The organism is Brachybacterium sp. Marseille-Q7125 (genome assembly GCF_023062615.1).
GTDB lineage: Bacteria > Actinomycetota > Actinomycetes > Actinomycetales > Dermabacteraceae > Brachybacterium.
Map to the genome: position 1 here is coordinate 1 of NZ_JALLAL010000062.1, position 14,481 is coordinate 14,481.

The 14,481-nt window shown below is 68.9% G+C and carries 14 protein-coding genes; 1 reads left to right on the forward strand and 13 read right to left on the reverse strand.

Annotated elements, in window-relative coordinates:
• Window positions 1-17 precede the first annotated feature (17 nt).
• The 3 genes from MU407_RS12345 to MU407_RS12355 all read right to left on the reverse strand — a co-directional run bounded on the left by MU407_RS12345 (window position 18) and on the right by MU407_RS12355 (window position 5,012).
• Window positions 18-368, reverse strand: coding sequence for an endonuclease/exonuclease/phosphatase family protein (locus tag MU407_RS12345; RefSeq protein WP_246957909.1), 351 nt, complete (start codon window positions 366-368; stop codon window positions 18-20).
• On the reverse strand, window positions 365-3,940 hold the full coding sequence (dnaE, locus tag MU407_RS12350) for a DNA polymerase III subunit alpha (RefSeq protein ID WP_246957911.1): 3,576 nt from the start codon (window positions 3,938-3,940) through the stop codon (window positions 365-367). Before dnaE ends, MU407_RS12345 begins: the two co-directional genes overlap by 4 nt.
• A gap of 112 nt (window positions 3,941-4,052) precedes the next feature.
• A complete protein-coding gene (locus MU407_RS12355; RefSeq protein WP_246957913.1) occupies window positions 4,053-5,012 on the reverse strand; it encodes a hypothetical protein in 960 nt (319 codons plus the stop codon).
• 121 nt (window positions 5,013-5,133) lie between these two features.
• On the opposite strand from MU407_RS12355, the gene MU407_RS12360 reads away from it, so the two are divergent.
• A complete protein-coding gene (locus tag MU407_RS12360) occupies window positions 5,134-5,889 on the forward strand; it encodes a DUF6308 family protein (protein WP_246957915.1) in 756 nt (251 codons plus the stop codon).
• A gap of 22 nt (window positions 5,890-5,911) precedes the next feature.
• Here the strand turns inward: MU407_RS12360 and MU407_RS12365 are convergent, their stop codons facing one another.
• The 10 genes from MU407_RS12365 to MU407_RS12410 all read right to left on the reverse strand — a co-directional run bounded on the left by MU407_RS12365 (window position 5,912) and on the right by MU407_RS12410 (window position 14,321).
• Window positions 5,912-6,832 (reverse strand): alpha/beta hydrolase, encoded by a 921-nt coding sequence (locus MU407_RS12365; RefSeq protein ID WP_246957917.1) that lies wholly within the window; start codon window positions 6,830-6,832, stop codon window positions 5,912-5,914.
• Entirely contained in the window at window positions 6,829-7,593 is a 765-nt protein-coding gene (locus tag MU407_RS12370; RefSeq protein ID WP_246957918.1) for a hypothetical protein, read from the reverse strand. Before MU407_RS12370 ends, MU407_RS12365 begins: the two co-directional genes overlap by 4 nt.
• Window positions 7,594-7,993: 400 nt before the next feature.
• Window positions 7,994-8,923 (reverse strand): RluA family pseudouridine synthase, encoded by a 930-nt coding sequence (locus MU407_RS12375; protein ID WP_246957920.1) that lies wholly within the window; start codon window positions 8,921-8,923, stop codon window positions 7,994-7,996.
• Window positions 8,920-9,633 carry a signal peptidase II gene (gene lspA / locus MU407_RS12380; protein ID WP_246957922.1) on the reverse strand — a complete coding sequence of 238 codons (714 nt, stop codon included), beginning with the start codon at window positions 9,631-9,633 and terminating at the stop codon, window positions 8,920-8,922. The genes MU407_RS12375 and lspA overlap by 4 nt, the downstream gene beginning before the upstream one ends.
• Window positions 9,630-10,319, reverse strand: coding sequence for a DivIVA domain-containing protein (locus tag MU407_RS12385; RefSeq protein ID WP_246957924.1), 690 nt, complete (start codon window positions 10,317-10,319; stop codon window positions 9,630-9,632). Before MU407_RS12385 ends, lspA begins: the two co-directional genes overlap by 4 nt.
• Before the next feature lie 128 nt (window positions 10,320-10,447).
• Complete coding sequence (locus MU407_RS12390) at window positions 10,448-10,738, reverse strand: YggT family protein (protein ID WP_102236537.1); 291 nt, start codon at window positions 10,736-10,738, stop codon at window positions 10,448-10,450.
• Between the two features lie 9 nt (window positions 10,739-10,747).
• Window positions 10,748-11,230, reverse strand: coding sequence for a cell division protein SepF (gene sepF, locus MU407_RS12395; RefSeq protein ID WP_246957926.1), 483 nt, complete (start codon window positions 11,228-11,230; stop codon window positions 10,748-10,750).
• A gap of 160 nt (window positions 11,231-11,390) precedes the next feature.
• Window positions 11,391-12,128: a peptidoglycan editing factor PgeF gene (gene pgeF / locus MU407_RS12400; protein WP_246957928.1), complete on the reverse strand. Its 738-nt coding sequence runs from the start codon at window positions 12,126-12,128 to the stop codon at window positions 11,391-11,393.
• Window positions 12,125-13,456: a cell division protein FtsZ gene (gene ftsZ / locus MU407_RS12405; RefSeq protein WP_246957930.1), complete on the reverse strand. Its 1,332-nt coding sequence runs from the start codon at window positions 13,454-13,456 to the stop codon at window positions 12,125-12,127. Before ftsZ ends, pgeF begins: the two co-directional genes overlap by 4 nt.
• 196 nt (window positions 13,457-13,652) lie before the next feature.
• Complete coding sequence (locus MU407_RS12410) at window positions 13,653-14,321, reverse strand: FtsQ-type POTRA domain-containing protein (protein ID WP_246957932.1); 669 nt, start codon at window positions 14,319-14,321, stop codon at window positions 13,653-13,655.
• Window positions 14,322-14,481 lie beyond the last annotated feature (160 nt).

Genomic DNA, 14,481 nt, shown 5'->3' on the forward strand with positions numbered 1-14,481 from the left:
GAGTAGGGGCGGCGGCGTCAGAGGGGAATAGGAGACGGCCTCCGGTCCTGCACGGGCAACTCGAGGGGTTCCAGCGGGAGCTTCGAGAGCAGCGCCACGCCGTATTCGCGGGGCTCTGCCCGCCCGCTCGGCGCGGGCAGCGTGATCGCGGGCGCATACAGGGCGTCCATGCTGAGCCCTTCCGCGAGGCGCCCCGGCTGATCCTCGTAGCCGGAGCGTTCCCCGAACCGGCGGTCGACCTCCTGCAGGGCGACCACATCGGCCTCGGTGCCGCGGATCACCTCGAGCGTGCGCGAGAGATCCAGTCGGTTGACGGCGGAGGCTCCATGGCGGATGTTGAAGCTCACCACCCGGAGCCTGCTGCTCATTGCAGGCAGCCCGGCCCCAGCAGCGCCTTCAGCGAGGCATACAGCGCCGCCGACGGGGTGACCGACAGGCGCTTGTCCAGCTGCATGAGGGTGGCTCGCCCGGGCTCCTGCAGGCGCAGCCGCACTTCGGAGGAACCGGGGTTGTCCTCGAGCACGCCGCGCAGCTCCTCGGCCACACGCTGGGTGGCGCGCGCCGCGGGCAGCGCGATGACGACCGGCCCGCCGACGCCGCCGCCGGTCTCCGGGATCGTCATCTCCATCACGCGCAGCTCCGGCATGCCCTTGGAGGTGTCCACCCGGCCCTTCATGGAGACGATGAGGTCCTCAGCGAGCTCGGTCGCGACGGTCTGATAGGTGGAGGGGAACAGCAGGCAGTCGATCGACCCCTCGAGGTCCTCGACGGTGGCGATCGCCCACATGTCGCCCTTCTTCGTGGTCTTGCGGGCCAGCTGCGTGATGAGCCCCGCGATCGTGACCATCTGTCCATCCTGCACGGCGCCATCATCGGCGAGCGCGGAGATGCTCGTGGTGGAGTTCTGGGCGATGACATGCTCGAGCCCATACAGCGGGTGGTCGGAGACGTACAGGCCCAGCATGTTCCGCTCGAAGGCGAGCTTCTCCTTGCGGTCCCATTCCGGCAGGTCCGGGATGGTGATGGTCGCGGCGGACCCGGAGGCCATCGCCTCGCCATCCTCCCCGGCCGCGCCGCCCAGCATGTCGGCGAACAGGTCGTACTGGCCCTGGGCCTCCTTGCGCTTGATGTCCACCACCGCGTCGACCGCATCCTCGTGGACGAGCACGAGGGAGCGACGGTTCGCGCCCAGGGTGTCGAAGGCCCCGCCCTTGATGAGCGATTCGATGGTGCGCTTGTTGCACACGGACAGCGGCACCTTGTCCAGGAAGTCGGTGAAGGAGGTGAAGGCACCCTTCTCCTCGCGGGCGGCGATGATCTCCTCGACCACGTGGGCGCCGACGTTGCGGATCGCCGAGAGGCCGAAGCGGATGTCATCCCCCACGGCGGAGAAGTACAGGCCCGATTCGTTGACGTCCGGAGGCAGCACGGTGATGCCGCGGTGGCGGCAGTCCCCCAGGTACAGGCCCAGGCGGTCGCGGTTCTCCTGGGTGGAGGTCAGCAGCGCCGCCATGTATTCCGTCGGATAGTTCGCCTTGAGGTAGGCGGTCCAGTAGGACACCACCCCGTAGGCGGCCGAATGCGATTTGTTGAAGGCGTAGTCGGCGAACGGCAGCAGGGTCTCCCACAGGGCCTGCACGGCGGCGTCGGAGAATCCGTTCTCCTTCATCCCCGCTTCGAAGGAGACGTACTGCTTGTCCAGCTCCGCCTTCTTCTTCTTACCCATCGCGCGGCGGAGGATGTCCGCCTGGCCCAGCGAGTAGCCGGCCACCTTCTGGGCGGTCTGCATGACCTGCTCCTGGTAGACCAGCACACCGTAGGTCTCCCCCAGGATCTCTGCGAGCGGCTCCTCGAGCTCGGGGTGGATCGGGGTGATCTCCTGCAGCCCGTTCTTGCGCAGCGCGTAGTTGGTGTGGGAGTTCATGCCCATCGGCCCGGGCCGGTAGAGCGCGGAAACCGCGGTGATGTCACCGAACCAGTCCGGTTTCATCTGCCGCAGCAGTGTGCGCATGCCGGAGCCATCCAGCTGGAACACGCCGAGCGTGTCGCCCTTCTGCAGCAGCTGGTAGGTGGCCGGGTCATCGAACGGCAGGGTCTCGAGGTCCGGGGCCTGTTTGCCGTTGCGTTCGATGTTCTCCACCGCATCGGAGAGCACGGTGAGGTTCCGCAGCCCCAGGAAGTCCATCTTGAGCAGGCCCAGGGTCTCGCACGTGGGGTACTCGAACTGGGTGATGATCTGCCCGTCGGAGGGGCGGCGCATCATCGGGATGATGTCGGTCAGGGGGTGGCTGGACATGATGACCGCGCAGGCGTGCACGCCCCAGCCGCGGGTGAGGCCCTCTACGCCCTTGGCAATCTCCACGACCTTCTGCACATCGGGGTCCTCATCGTGGAGCCGACGGAACTCCCCGGCCTCCGCGTACCGCTTGTGCTCGGGGTCGAAGATACCCGCGAGCGGGATGTCCTTGCCCATCACCGCCGGCGGCAGCGCCTTGGTGATCCGGTCGCCCATCGCGAAGGGGTAGTCCAGCACCCGCGCGGCATCCTTGAGGGAGTTCTTCGTCTTCATGACGCCGTAGGTGACGACCTGGCTGATGCGGTCATCGCCGTACTTCTGCTCCACGTACTCGATGACCTCGCCGCGGCGACGGTCGTCGAAGTCGACGTCGAAGTCCGGCATGGAGACGCGGTCAGGGTTCAGGAAGCGCTCGAACAGCAGGCCGTGCTCGAGGGGATCCAGGTCCGTGATCCGCATGGCGTAGGCGACCATCGACCCGGCGCCGGAGCCGCGCCCGGGACCGACGCGAATGCCCTGTTCCTTGGCCCATTTGATGTAGTCGGAGACCACCAGGAAGTAGCCGGGGAAGCCCATCTGGAGGATGACGCCCACCTCGTAGTCGGCACGCTTCTGGACCTCATCGGGGATGCCGGCCGGGTAGCGGTACTCCAGGCCGCGCTGCACCTCCTTGACGAACCAGGACTCCTCGTCCTCACCGGAGGGGGTGGGGAAGGTGGGCATGTAGTTCGCGCCCTCGGCGGTGGTGGCGAAGGCGACGTCGCACATCTCGGCGATCCGCAGGGTGTTGTCGCAGGCCTCGGGCAGTTCGCGGAACAGCTCGCGCATCTCGCGGGCGGACTTCAGGTAGTAGCCGGAGCCGTCGAACTTGAAACGGTCCGGGTCTGCCAGGCGCGACCCGGAGTTGATGCACAGCAGCACATCCTGGATCGTGGCGTCGGCTTCGGTGACGTAGTGCAGGTCGTTCGTGGCGACCAGCGGGGCGCCGATCAGCTTGCCCACCTCGAGCAGGTCCTTGGTGACGCGCTGCTCGATGGAGAGCCCGTGGTCCATGAGCTCGATGAAGTAGTTGTCCTTGCCGAACATGTCCTGGAACTCGCCGGCGGCCTTCACGGCCTCATCGAACTGGCCCAGGCGCAAGCGGGTCTGGATCTCCCCCGACGGACAGCCGGAGGTCGCGATGAGGCCCGGGGCGTACTTGGCGAGGATCTCTCGGTCCATGCGCGGCCACTTGCCCATCTGCCCATCGAGCGAGGCCGCGGAGGCCAGGCGGAACAGATTGTGCATGCCCTCCGTGGACTGCGAGAGCAGGGTGAGGTGGGTGTAGGCGCCGCGGGCGGAGACGTCATCCCCGGCGGCCTGCTGTTCCTTGGTGCCCCACTGGACGCGGGTGCGGTCGTGTCGGCTGGTGCCGGGGGTCACGTACGCCTCCACGCCGATGATCGGCTTGATCCCGGCGTCGGTCGCAGCCTTGTAGAACTCGTAGGCGCCGAACAGGTAGCCGTGGTCGGTGATCGCCACCGCCGGCTGCCCCTGGTTCACGGTCTCCGCAACGAGCTTGTCGATCTTCGCGGCGCCATCCAGGAGGGAGTAGTCCGTGTGGACGTGGAGGTGGACGAAGTCATCGGATCCCGCAGCAGCCATGCGGTCCAGGGTAGCCGCGGGGGGCGACGGATGAGAGGGCCGGGCAGGTCGCAGAAGTCACCCCGGCGGGTCGACGGCGGGGCGCATCGGGTGCAGGTGAAGAATCGCCGAATCACTGAGCACCATCGGGGCGATCAGCTGGCTCATCGGCTCTCTCTGCGGCCAGCAGATGCGGGAGGCCGGCAAGATCCGAGAAGCGGGCAGCGAGCTTCATCGTCAGCGGGTCCTCCGGGCCTCCGTGCCGACGCTCGAGCGCGGTGATCTCCGATATCGCGTCAGCGCACATCGGCTCACCCGCGCTCGCAGCACCCAGAAGCAAGCAGCAGAAGCTCAGGTAGTAATACTCCTCAGGCACCTCCTGCGCATCTTCTCGCAGTGCCGCAGATTCACGCACCTTACGGGCAGCAAGAAGAATCGCTGGCGCCGCTGAGACGGGGAGCGGCGTGACTCTGGGCGTCAGCAGACGGAGAACCTGCAGCATCCAATAACCATTGATCGGAGATGGAAGCTTATCGCCGTCTCCGCCCACATAATGCTCGACCTCCGCATTGAGAAACCGTCCCACCTGCTCTCCCGAAGCTCGCTCGAGAAGCATACCGGTGAGCACCTCCGGTAGGATCTCCACCCCGACGTCGTCGAGGTCTTCACGGATCCAATGCAGCGGCTCGCGGCCCTCGGCGTCCCGACGCACCGCGAGTTCGACGTATTCCACAAGCGTCGACTCGAGCGTCGCTCGAGCCTCAGCCTCAGCAGCCAGTGAGGCGAGAAGCTGATTCGGATCGTCGTCATCGGCGACAAGGCAGGCGACAAGCACCGCCGCGCCATGAACACACAGATGCTGTGAGGCGGCGAGCGGATCGCTGTACCGAGCTCCGCAGGTGCAATGGAGCGTCACCGGCCACGACAGCGAGATCCTGGCAACGTGCGGTGGCGCCGTGGAGACGATCCCCTCCGCGAAGTTGGAGCTATTGTCCATCAGGTAGTCCACGTTCGAGGCAAGACGCACAGCCTCCGGAAGGACGTGGAGCCCGGCGAGTCTCGTGAGGTCGCTGAGGCGGATCTCTCTGCTCATGGCAGAAGCATCGCGGACGGGTGTGACAGTGCAAGAGCCGGAGCGATCCGTTGTGTTTGTCGGAGCCCGCTCGTACGCTTCTACCCATCTCAGACCGGCGCGTCAGCGAGGAGAAGCCGCCATGACCGACATGAACCTGCCGCGGATCCTGCAGGACGATAAGTCCACGCATCAGGAGGCGGTGGACCGCCTCAGGGACTACTGCTTCTCGACCCGCCTCCTCCCCGCGAAAAGCGGCGCACACGCAAACCCGCTGACATTGCCGTACTTCACGGGATCTCGCTTCGAAAGCTTCGGTCAGCAGCCGGGGACCGAGAACGAGATCACGGCATCAGATCTTCTGTCACTCTCCCTGCTGTCTGTACCCATCAAGGCGGACGCGACGCTCATCATCATCGAGGAGCGCAGAAGCCGCATCACAGAGCTCTTGCAGGAGCTGCCGACGGACAAGGACCTCGGCGAACTGGATGAAGAGACGTTCTGCTCGATGCTCGGTGCAGAACGGACGGCGGGATCGGCCAGTCCTGGCCAGGAGCTCTGGGATCTCCTGCGTGGCAATGGGCTCGACGGGAGGATCGGCATGGGACCGGTGCGGGTGAGCAAGCTACTCGCGCGCAAACGGCCGCGGCTCATGCCGATCTACGACACGCAGGTCGCGACGGCCTTCGATCTCCGGGACTCACGCGGATACTGGAAAGAGTTCCACAGCATCATGCGACCCGAGGTCGGGCTCGCCGATCGCCTCAGCCGCATCCGCACTGAAGCAGGGGTTGTCGAGTCGGACATGTCCCTCCTCCGCGTGATGGACATCCTCGTCTGGCATGCGCAGAAGTACACGGACGAGACGTGGCGGGATCGCGTGCTCTCCACGCCGTGAGTTGGCGACACGCGCCAGTCCCTCACCCCAGCAGGAACTCCGCCACGCGCGTGATGTAGCCGGGCCGGTCCGCGAAGTAGGAGCCGCAATGGCCTGCACCCTCGGTGAGCTGGAGCGTCGTCCCCTCCCCCGCGGCGGCGGCGAGCTCGTGGGCATGTGCGACGGGAACAACCTCGTCGGCCGTGGAATGGAACAGGAGGACCGGGCGCGGAGCGATGCCTCTGATCGCCTCCGTCGGCCGCACCTGCGCAAAACCGTAGCCATACACGGCGCGGGTCGCGGCATCGACCAGACTCGCCGCCGCGCCGGGCAGGCGCATCGCCGCAGCGGCCGCAGCGATCACCCCGTGCATGTGGGCGAAGGCGGAGTCCGCGACCACGCGTTCGATGCCGTCGTCCTCAGCCGCGACCAGCAGCGAGACCGCCGCGCCCATCGAGAAGCCCACAAGCGAGATGCGCGCCCCCGGCACCCGGTCTCGTACCCAGGCGATCGCGGCGCGCAGGTCCTGCTGCTCGTGGAAGCCGAGTGACTGCTTCCCGTCGCCGGACTCGCCGTTGCCGCGGAAGTCGTACAGCAGCACGCTTATCCCGGCTCGTCGCAGCCCCGTGCCGATGCCCAGCAGCTGCGACTTGTCGCCACGAAACCCGTGGGAGGCGATCACCACGTCCGTACTGCCGGGCGCCTCCATCCACCAGCCGCGTAGCTGTGCCCCATCGGCCGCGGTGAACTCCACGTCCTCGAATGCGGTCTGCAGTTCGAAGGGCGTGAAGGTGTACAGCAGCTCGGGACGATGGGGGCCGTTGATCATGCGCGCACCCACCAGCCCACCCGCGACGCTGAGGACAGCGGCACCGGCGGCGGTGGTACCGAGGACGGATGCGAGCCGAGAGCTGGACCAGCGAGGCCTGATGCCCGCCGCGTCACGTGATTGCTGTGCGTTCATGCGTCGGGCCCGTCCTGTTCCGCGTCGCGCTCGCGCCGCATGTCTGCCACCAGGGCGTTCATGTAGTCGTGGACGTCCTCGTAGCTGAGCGCCTGCTCGTCGCGGCGCGGTGGGATGCCTCCCTCGAAGGCACCGCCGTGCCAGGCCATCGAGTCATCCGGCAAGCTCGGGTCATCATCGCGCCACAGGTCCAGCGGGATGTGGTGCGTGGCGAGGTCACGGGCGATGACATCGGCCCCGGCTGCATCACCGGCCCTTTGCAGCACGTCCACGAGCAGGGACTGCGCCGCCCAGGCCATCGCATCGAGCTCCCGGTCCGCGCCCGGTGTGATCGACTCCTGCACCAGCGCGATGAAGCTCGCCGCGAGATCCTCCGTGCCGTCCTCGTGATGGTCCTTCGCGACCCTAAGGGCGACCTGCGGCACGAGCTCTCGCACCTCCCACAGCACTGCGGCGCCCACCAGGGCCATGCCGACGCCGGTCGGGAAATCCGGGTCGAGCGCGATCGCGGAGGTGGGGGCACGGCCCGCCCGACGGGCGTCATCGGCGGCGAGAAACGCCTCCACAGCATTGGCGATCGCGGCGCGCGCCCGCTCGGGGTCCCGCAGCGTGACCTCCGCTTCACCGCGCGGCAGGCCCAGCCGACGGGCCACGCGCTGGAACGGGAAATCCGGCCGGTCCAGGCTCGAGGCGCGGGCACGGTCGAGGGCGGAGTGCTCGTCCGGAGCGGCGCGGTCGGCAGGGCGGGTATCCTCGCTCATCGCTCCACCGTACCCGGGCCAGGTAGCGCGCTCGCGCGCCCGTTCACGGCACCCGCTCACGGCACGGCCGAGTCACTAGCGTGCCGCCACGCCGCCGCTGGTCGACTCGCCGCCACGCCGTCGGCGGCCACCACGCCGACACGCCAACGCAGGCCGCCGAGTGCACCGATCTGAGGCAGATCGGGCACGAATCGGTGCACTCGCGCGTGGGAGATGGCGTGTCGAGCGCAGGAAGGGGGTTCAGACAGGCGGGGAGCACCAGCAGGAAGCGGGTCAGTGCCCAGGCCAGCGGGTCAGTGCCCAGGCCAGCGGGTCAGTGCCCAGGCCAGCGGGTCAGTGCTCAGGCCAGCGGGCCGATGGGTACAGTGCCCCGGACGGCGCGCCGAGCAGGCGCTGAGGCTCAGTGCCCTCGCAGGCGATCCAGGGCCTGCTGCAGGTCTTCCGGGTAGCGGGAGGTGAAGGTGACCTCCTGGCCGCTGGCCGGGTGGATGAAGCTCAGCTCCATCGCGTGCAGCCACTGGCGTTCGAGCCCCAGGCGCGTGGCGAGCGTGGGGTCCGCGCCGTACAGCGGATCCCCCACCAGGGGGTGGTGCAGCGCGGAGAAGTGCACGCGGATCTGGTGGGTGCGGCCGGTCTCGAGCTCGATGCGCAGCAGCGTCGTGCCCGGCAGCTCCTCGAGCGTCGAATAGTGCGTGATCGAGGGCTTCCCGCCGCGCGCCACCGCGAACTTGTAGTCATGGTTCGGGGACCGGCCGATGGGCGCATCGATCGTGCCCTCGGGCTGATCCGGGGCACCCTGGCAGATGGCGTGGTACACCTTGCCGACCTCGCGGGCGCGGAAGGCATCCTTGAGCGTGGTGTATCCGCGTTCGGTGCGGGCGACCACCATGAGCCCGCTCGTGCCCACGTCGAGGCGGGAGACGATGCCCTGCCGTTCCGGGTCGCCGCTGGTGCGGATCGTGACCCCGGCCGCGGCCAGATGCCCCAGCACCGTGGGCCCGGACCAGCCGGCGCTGGGATGCGCAGCAACCCCGACGGGCTTGTCCACCACGACGATGTCCTCGTCCTGGTGGACGAGGCTCATGCCAGGGGCGATCTGCGGACGCACCTGCACCGCAGGCTTCTCCTCGGGCAGCTCGACGTAGAGCATCGCCCCGGGTTCGAGCCGCTGCGACCGGGTGGCGACCACGGCGCCGTTGATCTCCACGAGCCCCGCGGTGACGAGATCCGCAGCCCGCGTCCGGGAGAGTCCCAGCATGCGCGAAAGGCCGACATCCACCCGCTCTCCGGCCAGGCCGTCCGGGATCATGAGGGTGCGCGAGCTGCTCACGATTCCCCCTCGCGGCGCGCCGACGTGGGCTCCGCATCCACCGGGCCCGCGTCACGCAGCGTCCGGTCCGCGCGCTCCTCCCCCTCGTCGCGCGGGGCATCCTGCTCCTGCGCGGCTTCGTCGGACCGACGTGCCTCACGCTCGGCGGGCTCCTCGGCCTCGGCACGCGCCGGGTCGGCGGCCACGCCGAACAGGCCCAGCGCCACCACGAGGATCGCGCCGCCCACTACGGCCATGTCCGCCACGTTGAACACCGGCCAGTTCGGCAGTTCGAGGAAGTCCACGACGGCGCCGCGGAACGGCCCGGGCTCGCGCAGCAGACGGTCATAGATGTTGCCGAGTGCCCCGCCCAGGATCAGCCCGAGCGCCGCCGTGTACCACAGCGAGCGCACCGAGGTGACGGCAAAGATGATCACGCCCAGGACGATGAGGATCTGCAGGATCGTCACCACCGGGGTGATCTCCGCGCCCATTCCCCAGGCTGCCCCCGTGTTGTACAGCAGGGTCAGCTGCAGCAGCTCGCCGATCAGCGGCTGCGGCTCCAGCAGCGGCAGGTTCGCCTCCGCCCAGTTCTTGCTGATCTGGTCGATCACCGCGAGGACCGCGCCGATCAGCCCCATCAGCATGAGCACTCGGGCACGGCTCAGACGGCGACGAGCGCCGGACCCCTGGGGCCCGACGCTCGCCGCGGTGGAGCGATGGGAACTCACAGGCCGAAGTTCGCCTGCTTGTCCTGCGTCTCGCTGGTGTCGAGATCGCGCAGCTGGTTCTCCAGGTAGTTGCGCAGACGGTTGCGGTAGTCGCGCTCGAAGTTGCGCAGGCCCTCGATGGTCTTGTCGAGCTCGGCCTTGCGGCTCTCGAGGTCGGCGAGGGTGGTGCGGGACTTCTCCTCGGCCTCGCCGACGATGCGGCGGTGCTCCTCATTGGCCTCGGCGATGAGTCGATCGCGCTCTTCCTCACCGTTCTGCACGTACTCATCGTGCAGGCGGTTCGCCAGGGCGATGATGCCCGCGGCGTCGGTGGGGCGATCAGCGCCGGCGGCGGGAACCTCGGTGACCGGGGCGGGCTGCTCGTCGGCGACCGGCTCCACGGCGGCGGTGTCCTCCTCCGCCGGGGCAGGCTGGTCCTGCGAGGCATCGGCAGGAGCGGCGAACTCGTCCTCGTGCACGTCCTGGCTGCCATCGGCCGCGGCCGCAGCGCCGGACTCGAGCTCGGCGATGCGGTTGTGCGCCTCCTCGAGCTCCTTCTTCAGGCGCTCGTTCTCCGCGATCAGCTCCTTCAGACGAGGCTCGACATCGTTGTCGAGGAAGTTGTCTACCTCGTCCATGTCGTAGCCCTCGGAGAAGCGGACCGGGGTGAACCGCTGATTCTGCAGGTCTTCAGGCATCAGAGCCATGGGTCACCTTTTCATCGTTCTCAGTCATGGATGCGCTGATGCGCGCAGTGCGTTCAGCCTAACCGATCACGGCCCCTCGGCGAATCCAGGCAGGTCCCGACGCTGCCGAGAGCCCGGCCTTTCTCAGTTCACAGCGCGAGCGGCGCGAGGATGCGCAGCAGGATCCAGCCCACCAGCAACAGGAGCATGAGGCTGAGGTCCAGGGCCACGGCGCCGATGCGCAGCGGTGGGATCAGACGGCGCAGGAACTTCACCGGTGGGTCCGTCAGCGTGTAGACCACTTCGAACAGCACCAGCACCATTCCGCGGGGCCGGAAGTCGCGCGAGTACCCCCGGATCCACTCGAGCACCAGGCGCGCCAGCAGCAGGAGCAGATACAGCAGCAGCGCGATATACGCCACCCCTGCCAGCAGCTGCACGGCGGCCGCTCAGCTCTGGTTGTAGAAGCTGTCCTCGTCGGCGGAGGTGTCTCCGTCGACCTGGACGAACTCCGGGGAGAGCAGGAACACCTTGGAGGTGACGCGCTCGATCGTGCCGCGCAGACCGAAGACCAGGCCGGCGGAGAAGTCCACCATGCGCTTAGCGTCGCCGTCCTGCATGTCCGAGAGGTTCATGATCACCGGCACACCGTCGCGGAAGGACTCGCCGATGGCCTTCGCGTCGTTGTAGGAGCGCGGGTGGATGGTCGTGATGCGGTGCATCGACTCCTCCGCGGCCGGGGACATGGTCACCACATTGTGATTGTGGTGCTGACGGATCGGGGTCACCTGGGCCTCCCGTTCTCCTGCGGGCTCGGGACCGCGCTCGGTGCGGCGGGACGGGTAGGTCTCCTCCGGCCCGTCCTCGTAGTACTCGTCGTCGACCTCATTGGCGAGGCCGAGTGCGACCATGGCGTTGCGCCAGCTTCCCATCGCAGTTCTCCCAGTTGTTGTTCGCGCTGACCTGGGCTCCGGGGAAGCACGGGGAGTGCGTGGGAGCCCTTGTGCTGCAAGCTACCGCAGCCTGTTCCCAGCGCCGGGGAGGTGCCCGGCGTGTCGTGGGTGTGTCGGGCGTGGCACGGCCGACGAGCGCTCAGGCCCGATGGATCACTCCGGCGAAGCGCCCCGTGCGCGAGCTGCGGCGGTAGGAGTAGAAGCGCTCGTCCTCGAGGGTGCAGGGCGCAGCCGCGTCGATCCCCTCACCAGGCACGCCGGCACTGACAAGGGCCTGCACCGCACCGGCCCGCAGATCCAGGGCCGGGGTGCCCCAGGAGGTGGTGGCGGCCGTGGCACCAAGCCGCCCCGCGGCGTCCTCGCGCATCGCCGCAGGCACTTCGTAGCAGTGCCCGCAGATGGAGGGGCCGATGGTGACCTCAAGGTCCGCGGGCTGCGCGCCGAGCTCCCCCATGGCATGGACGGTCTGCTGCAGGATGCCGTCCAGCAGGCCGCGCCGACCCGCATGCGCTGCGGCGATGACGCCGGAGATCGGATCGGACAGCAGCACGGGCAGGCAGTCGGCGACCATGATCGCGAGCGCCACATCCGTCCGATCGGTCACCAGAGCATCGGCGGTGCGCAAAGGTACATCGCCGGTGACCGGCAGGGTGTGCACGTCGGCAGAGTGGACCTGCTCCACGAACACCAGCGGCAGCCCGACGTGCGCGGCCAGCAGCTCGCGGTTGCGCGCCACCGCGGCGGGCTCATCGCCGACGTGGCGGGCGAGGTTCAGCCCCGCGTGCTCCCCCGTGCTGACACCTCCGCGCACGGTGGTGAACAGGGCACGGGCCCCGCGATGCCGCGAGGCCCGTGCCAGGTCAAGACCAGGGGTCACTTGAGGAACGAGGGCAGATCCAGGTCGTCGTCATCCTGCGGGGGCTCCTCGATGTGCGGGGGCCGCTGCGGGGAGTGCTGCTCCGGGGCGCGCGGAGCCGGCTGCGGGGAGTAGCCGCCGCTCTGCGGGGCGTCCTCGGCATCGGCCGCATCGAGCACCTCGGTCTCGGGCTCCGGGGCGCTGGGCCGGGACGGCGAGAAAGTCTGCTGCGGCTGGCCCCAGGCACCGGCGGCGGCCGCCGGGCGCGGCGCCTCGGAGCGCTGCTCGGAACCACGCTGCGGCTCCGGCCGCGGCGGCACGGCGGGACGCTGTCCGGCTCCGCTCTGGTCGCCGCGCGGAGCGGGGCGCTGCTGCGGGGCCACGTCGGGGCGCGGGGCGGGGTTGCCGCCTTCGAAGCCGGCGGCGATGACGGTCACGCGCACCTCGTCGCCCAGGGCGTCGTCGATCACGGAGCCGAAGATGATGTTCGCATCGGGGTGCGCGGCCTCCTGCACCAGGCGGGCGGCTTCGGAGACCTCGTACAGGCCCAGGTCGCTGCCGCCCTGGATGGACAGCAGCACGCCGTAGGCGCCGTCGATCGAGGCCTCGAGCAGGGGGCTGGAGACGGCGAGCTCGGCGGCCTGCAGGGCCCGGTCATCGCCGCGGGCGGAGCCGATGCCCATCAGGGCGCTGCCGGCTCCCTGCATCACGGACTTCACATCCGCGAAGTCGAGGTTGATCAGGCCCGGAGTGGTGATGAGGTCGGTGATGCCCTGCACGCCGGACAGCAGGACCTGGTCGGCGGACTTGAAGGCGTCGAGCATCGAGACCTGCTTGTCCGCGATGGACAGCAGACGGTCGTTGGGGATGACGATGAGGGTGTCCACCTCGGCCTGCAGGGCGGCGATGCCGGACTCGGCCTGGGTGGAGCGGCGCCGTCCCTCGAAGGTGAAGGGGCGGGTGACCACACCGATGGTCAGCGCGCCGAGGCTGCGGGCGATCTTGGCGACCACGGGGGCGCCGCCGGTGCCGGTGCCGCCGCCCTCACCGGCGGTGACGAAGACCATGTCGGCCCCGCGCAGGACCTCCTCGATCTCCTCGGCATGGTCCTCGGCGGCCTTCTTGCCCACCTCGGGGTCTGCGCCGGCGCCGAGCCCGCGGGTGATCTCCTTGCCGACGTCGAGCTTGACGTCGGCGTCGGACATCAGGAGGGCCTGGGCGTCGGTGTTGATCGCGATGAACTCGACGCCCTTGAGGCCGGACTCGATCATGCGGTTGACGGCGTTGACGCCGCCGCCGCCGACGCCGACGACCTTGATGACTGCGAGGGAGATCTGGGTTCCGGCCACGTTTGGTCCTTGCTCTTGTCGTTCCTGGTGGAGAGGGCCCGCGGGCCGCCTGGTCTCGATCCTCCGAAACCCTCGACCTCGAGTTGAGGTTCAGACTTCGGGGCTCCTCTCCTTTCCCTCGACGCTAGGGACCGGTGCGACCTGGCGCAAACACCACGGGTGCGTGTCGCCGAGCAGAGCACCTCCGGGGCAGCGTTCAGCGGGTGACGGGCGCAACCGGGGAAGAGACGTCGATGACGCTGCCGGGCTCACCCAGCAGCGCCTGGACCACCTCGGCCTTGAGCGCGGCGTCCTCCGCATCGCCCCACACCACGGTCTTGGTGCCGCCGTCCTCGAGCTGGAGGGTGAGGGTCACATCGGCGTCGGAGGAGGCGGTGATCTCGGTGGTCGCGCCGCGCAGCGTATCAGGCAGGGTCTCCAGCACCGCGATCATCGCGGCGGCGGCGCCCTCGGGATCGGCCGACGGGGTGGTGATGGCCAGCGGCATGAGCGATGCGCCGTCCGCCGCGGCCTCGGGCAGCTCCTCCCCCGTGCTGTCCAGGATGGCGGTGGTGCCGTTCGAGCGCTTCAGCTGTGCGACCGGGGTGCCTTCGGTGACGGTGACGACCACCCCGTCGGGCCAGGAGCGCTCCACTTCGGCGGTGCTCACCCCGGGGACCGCTTCGACATCGGCGCGGATCTGGTGTGCGGGCAGCAGCAGCAGGGGGCCGTGGGCCTGCTGCGCGGCGGCCTGCTCCACGGCGGCGGGGTCGACGTAGCCGGTGCCCTGCACGTCGATGCGCGCGATCTGCAGGGCGGGGAGGAACACGGCGGCGGCGAGCGCCGCGCCGAGCACCAGCGCCAGGCCAGCGAGCGAGGCGATCATCTGGCGCCGACGGCGCCGCCAGGGCCGCCCGGGCTGCCCCTTATCTCCACCTGACGCTGCCGACGGTACCCCCTTTGTGGGGCTCTGGTGTGGCCGTGTCCTCGAAAAAAAACAGTCTGTGGCGTCGTTGGTACGGGGGGGCGTCAGCGCTCACATAGTT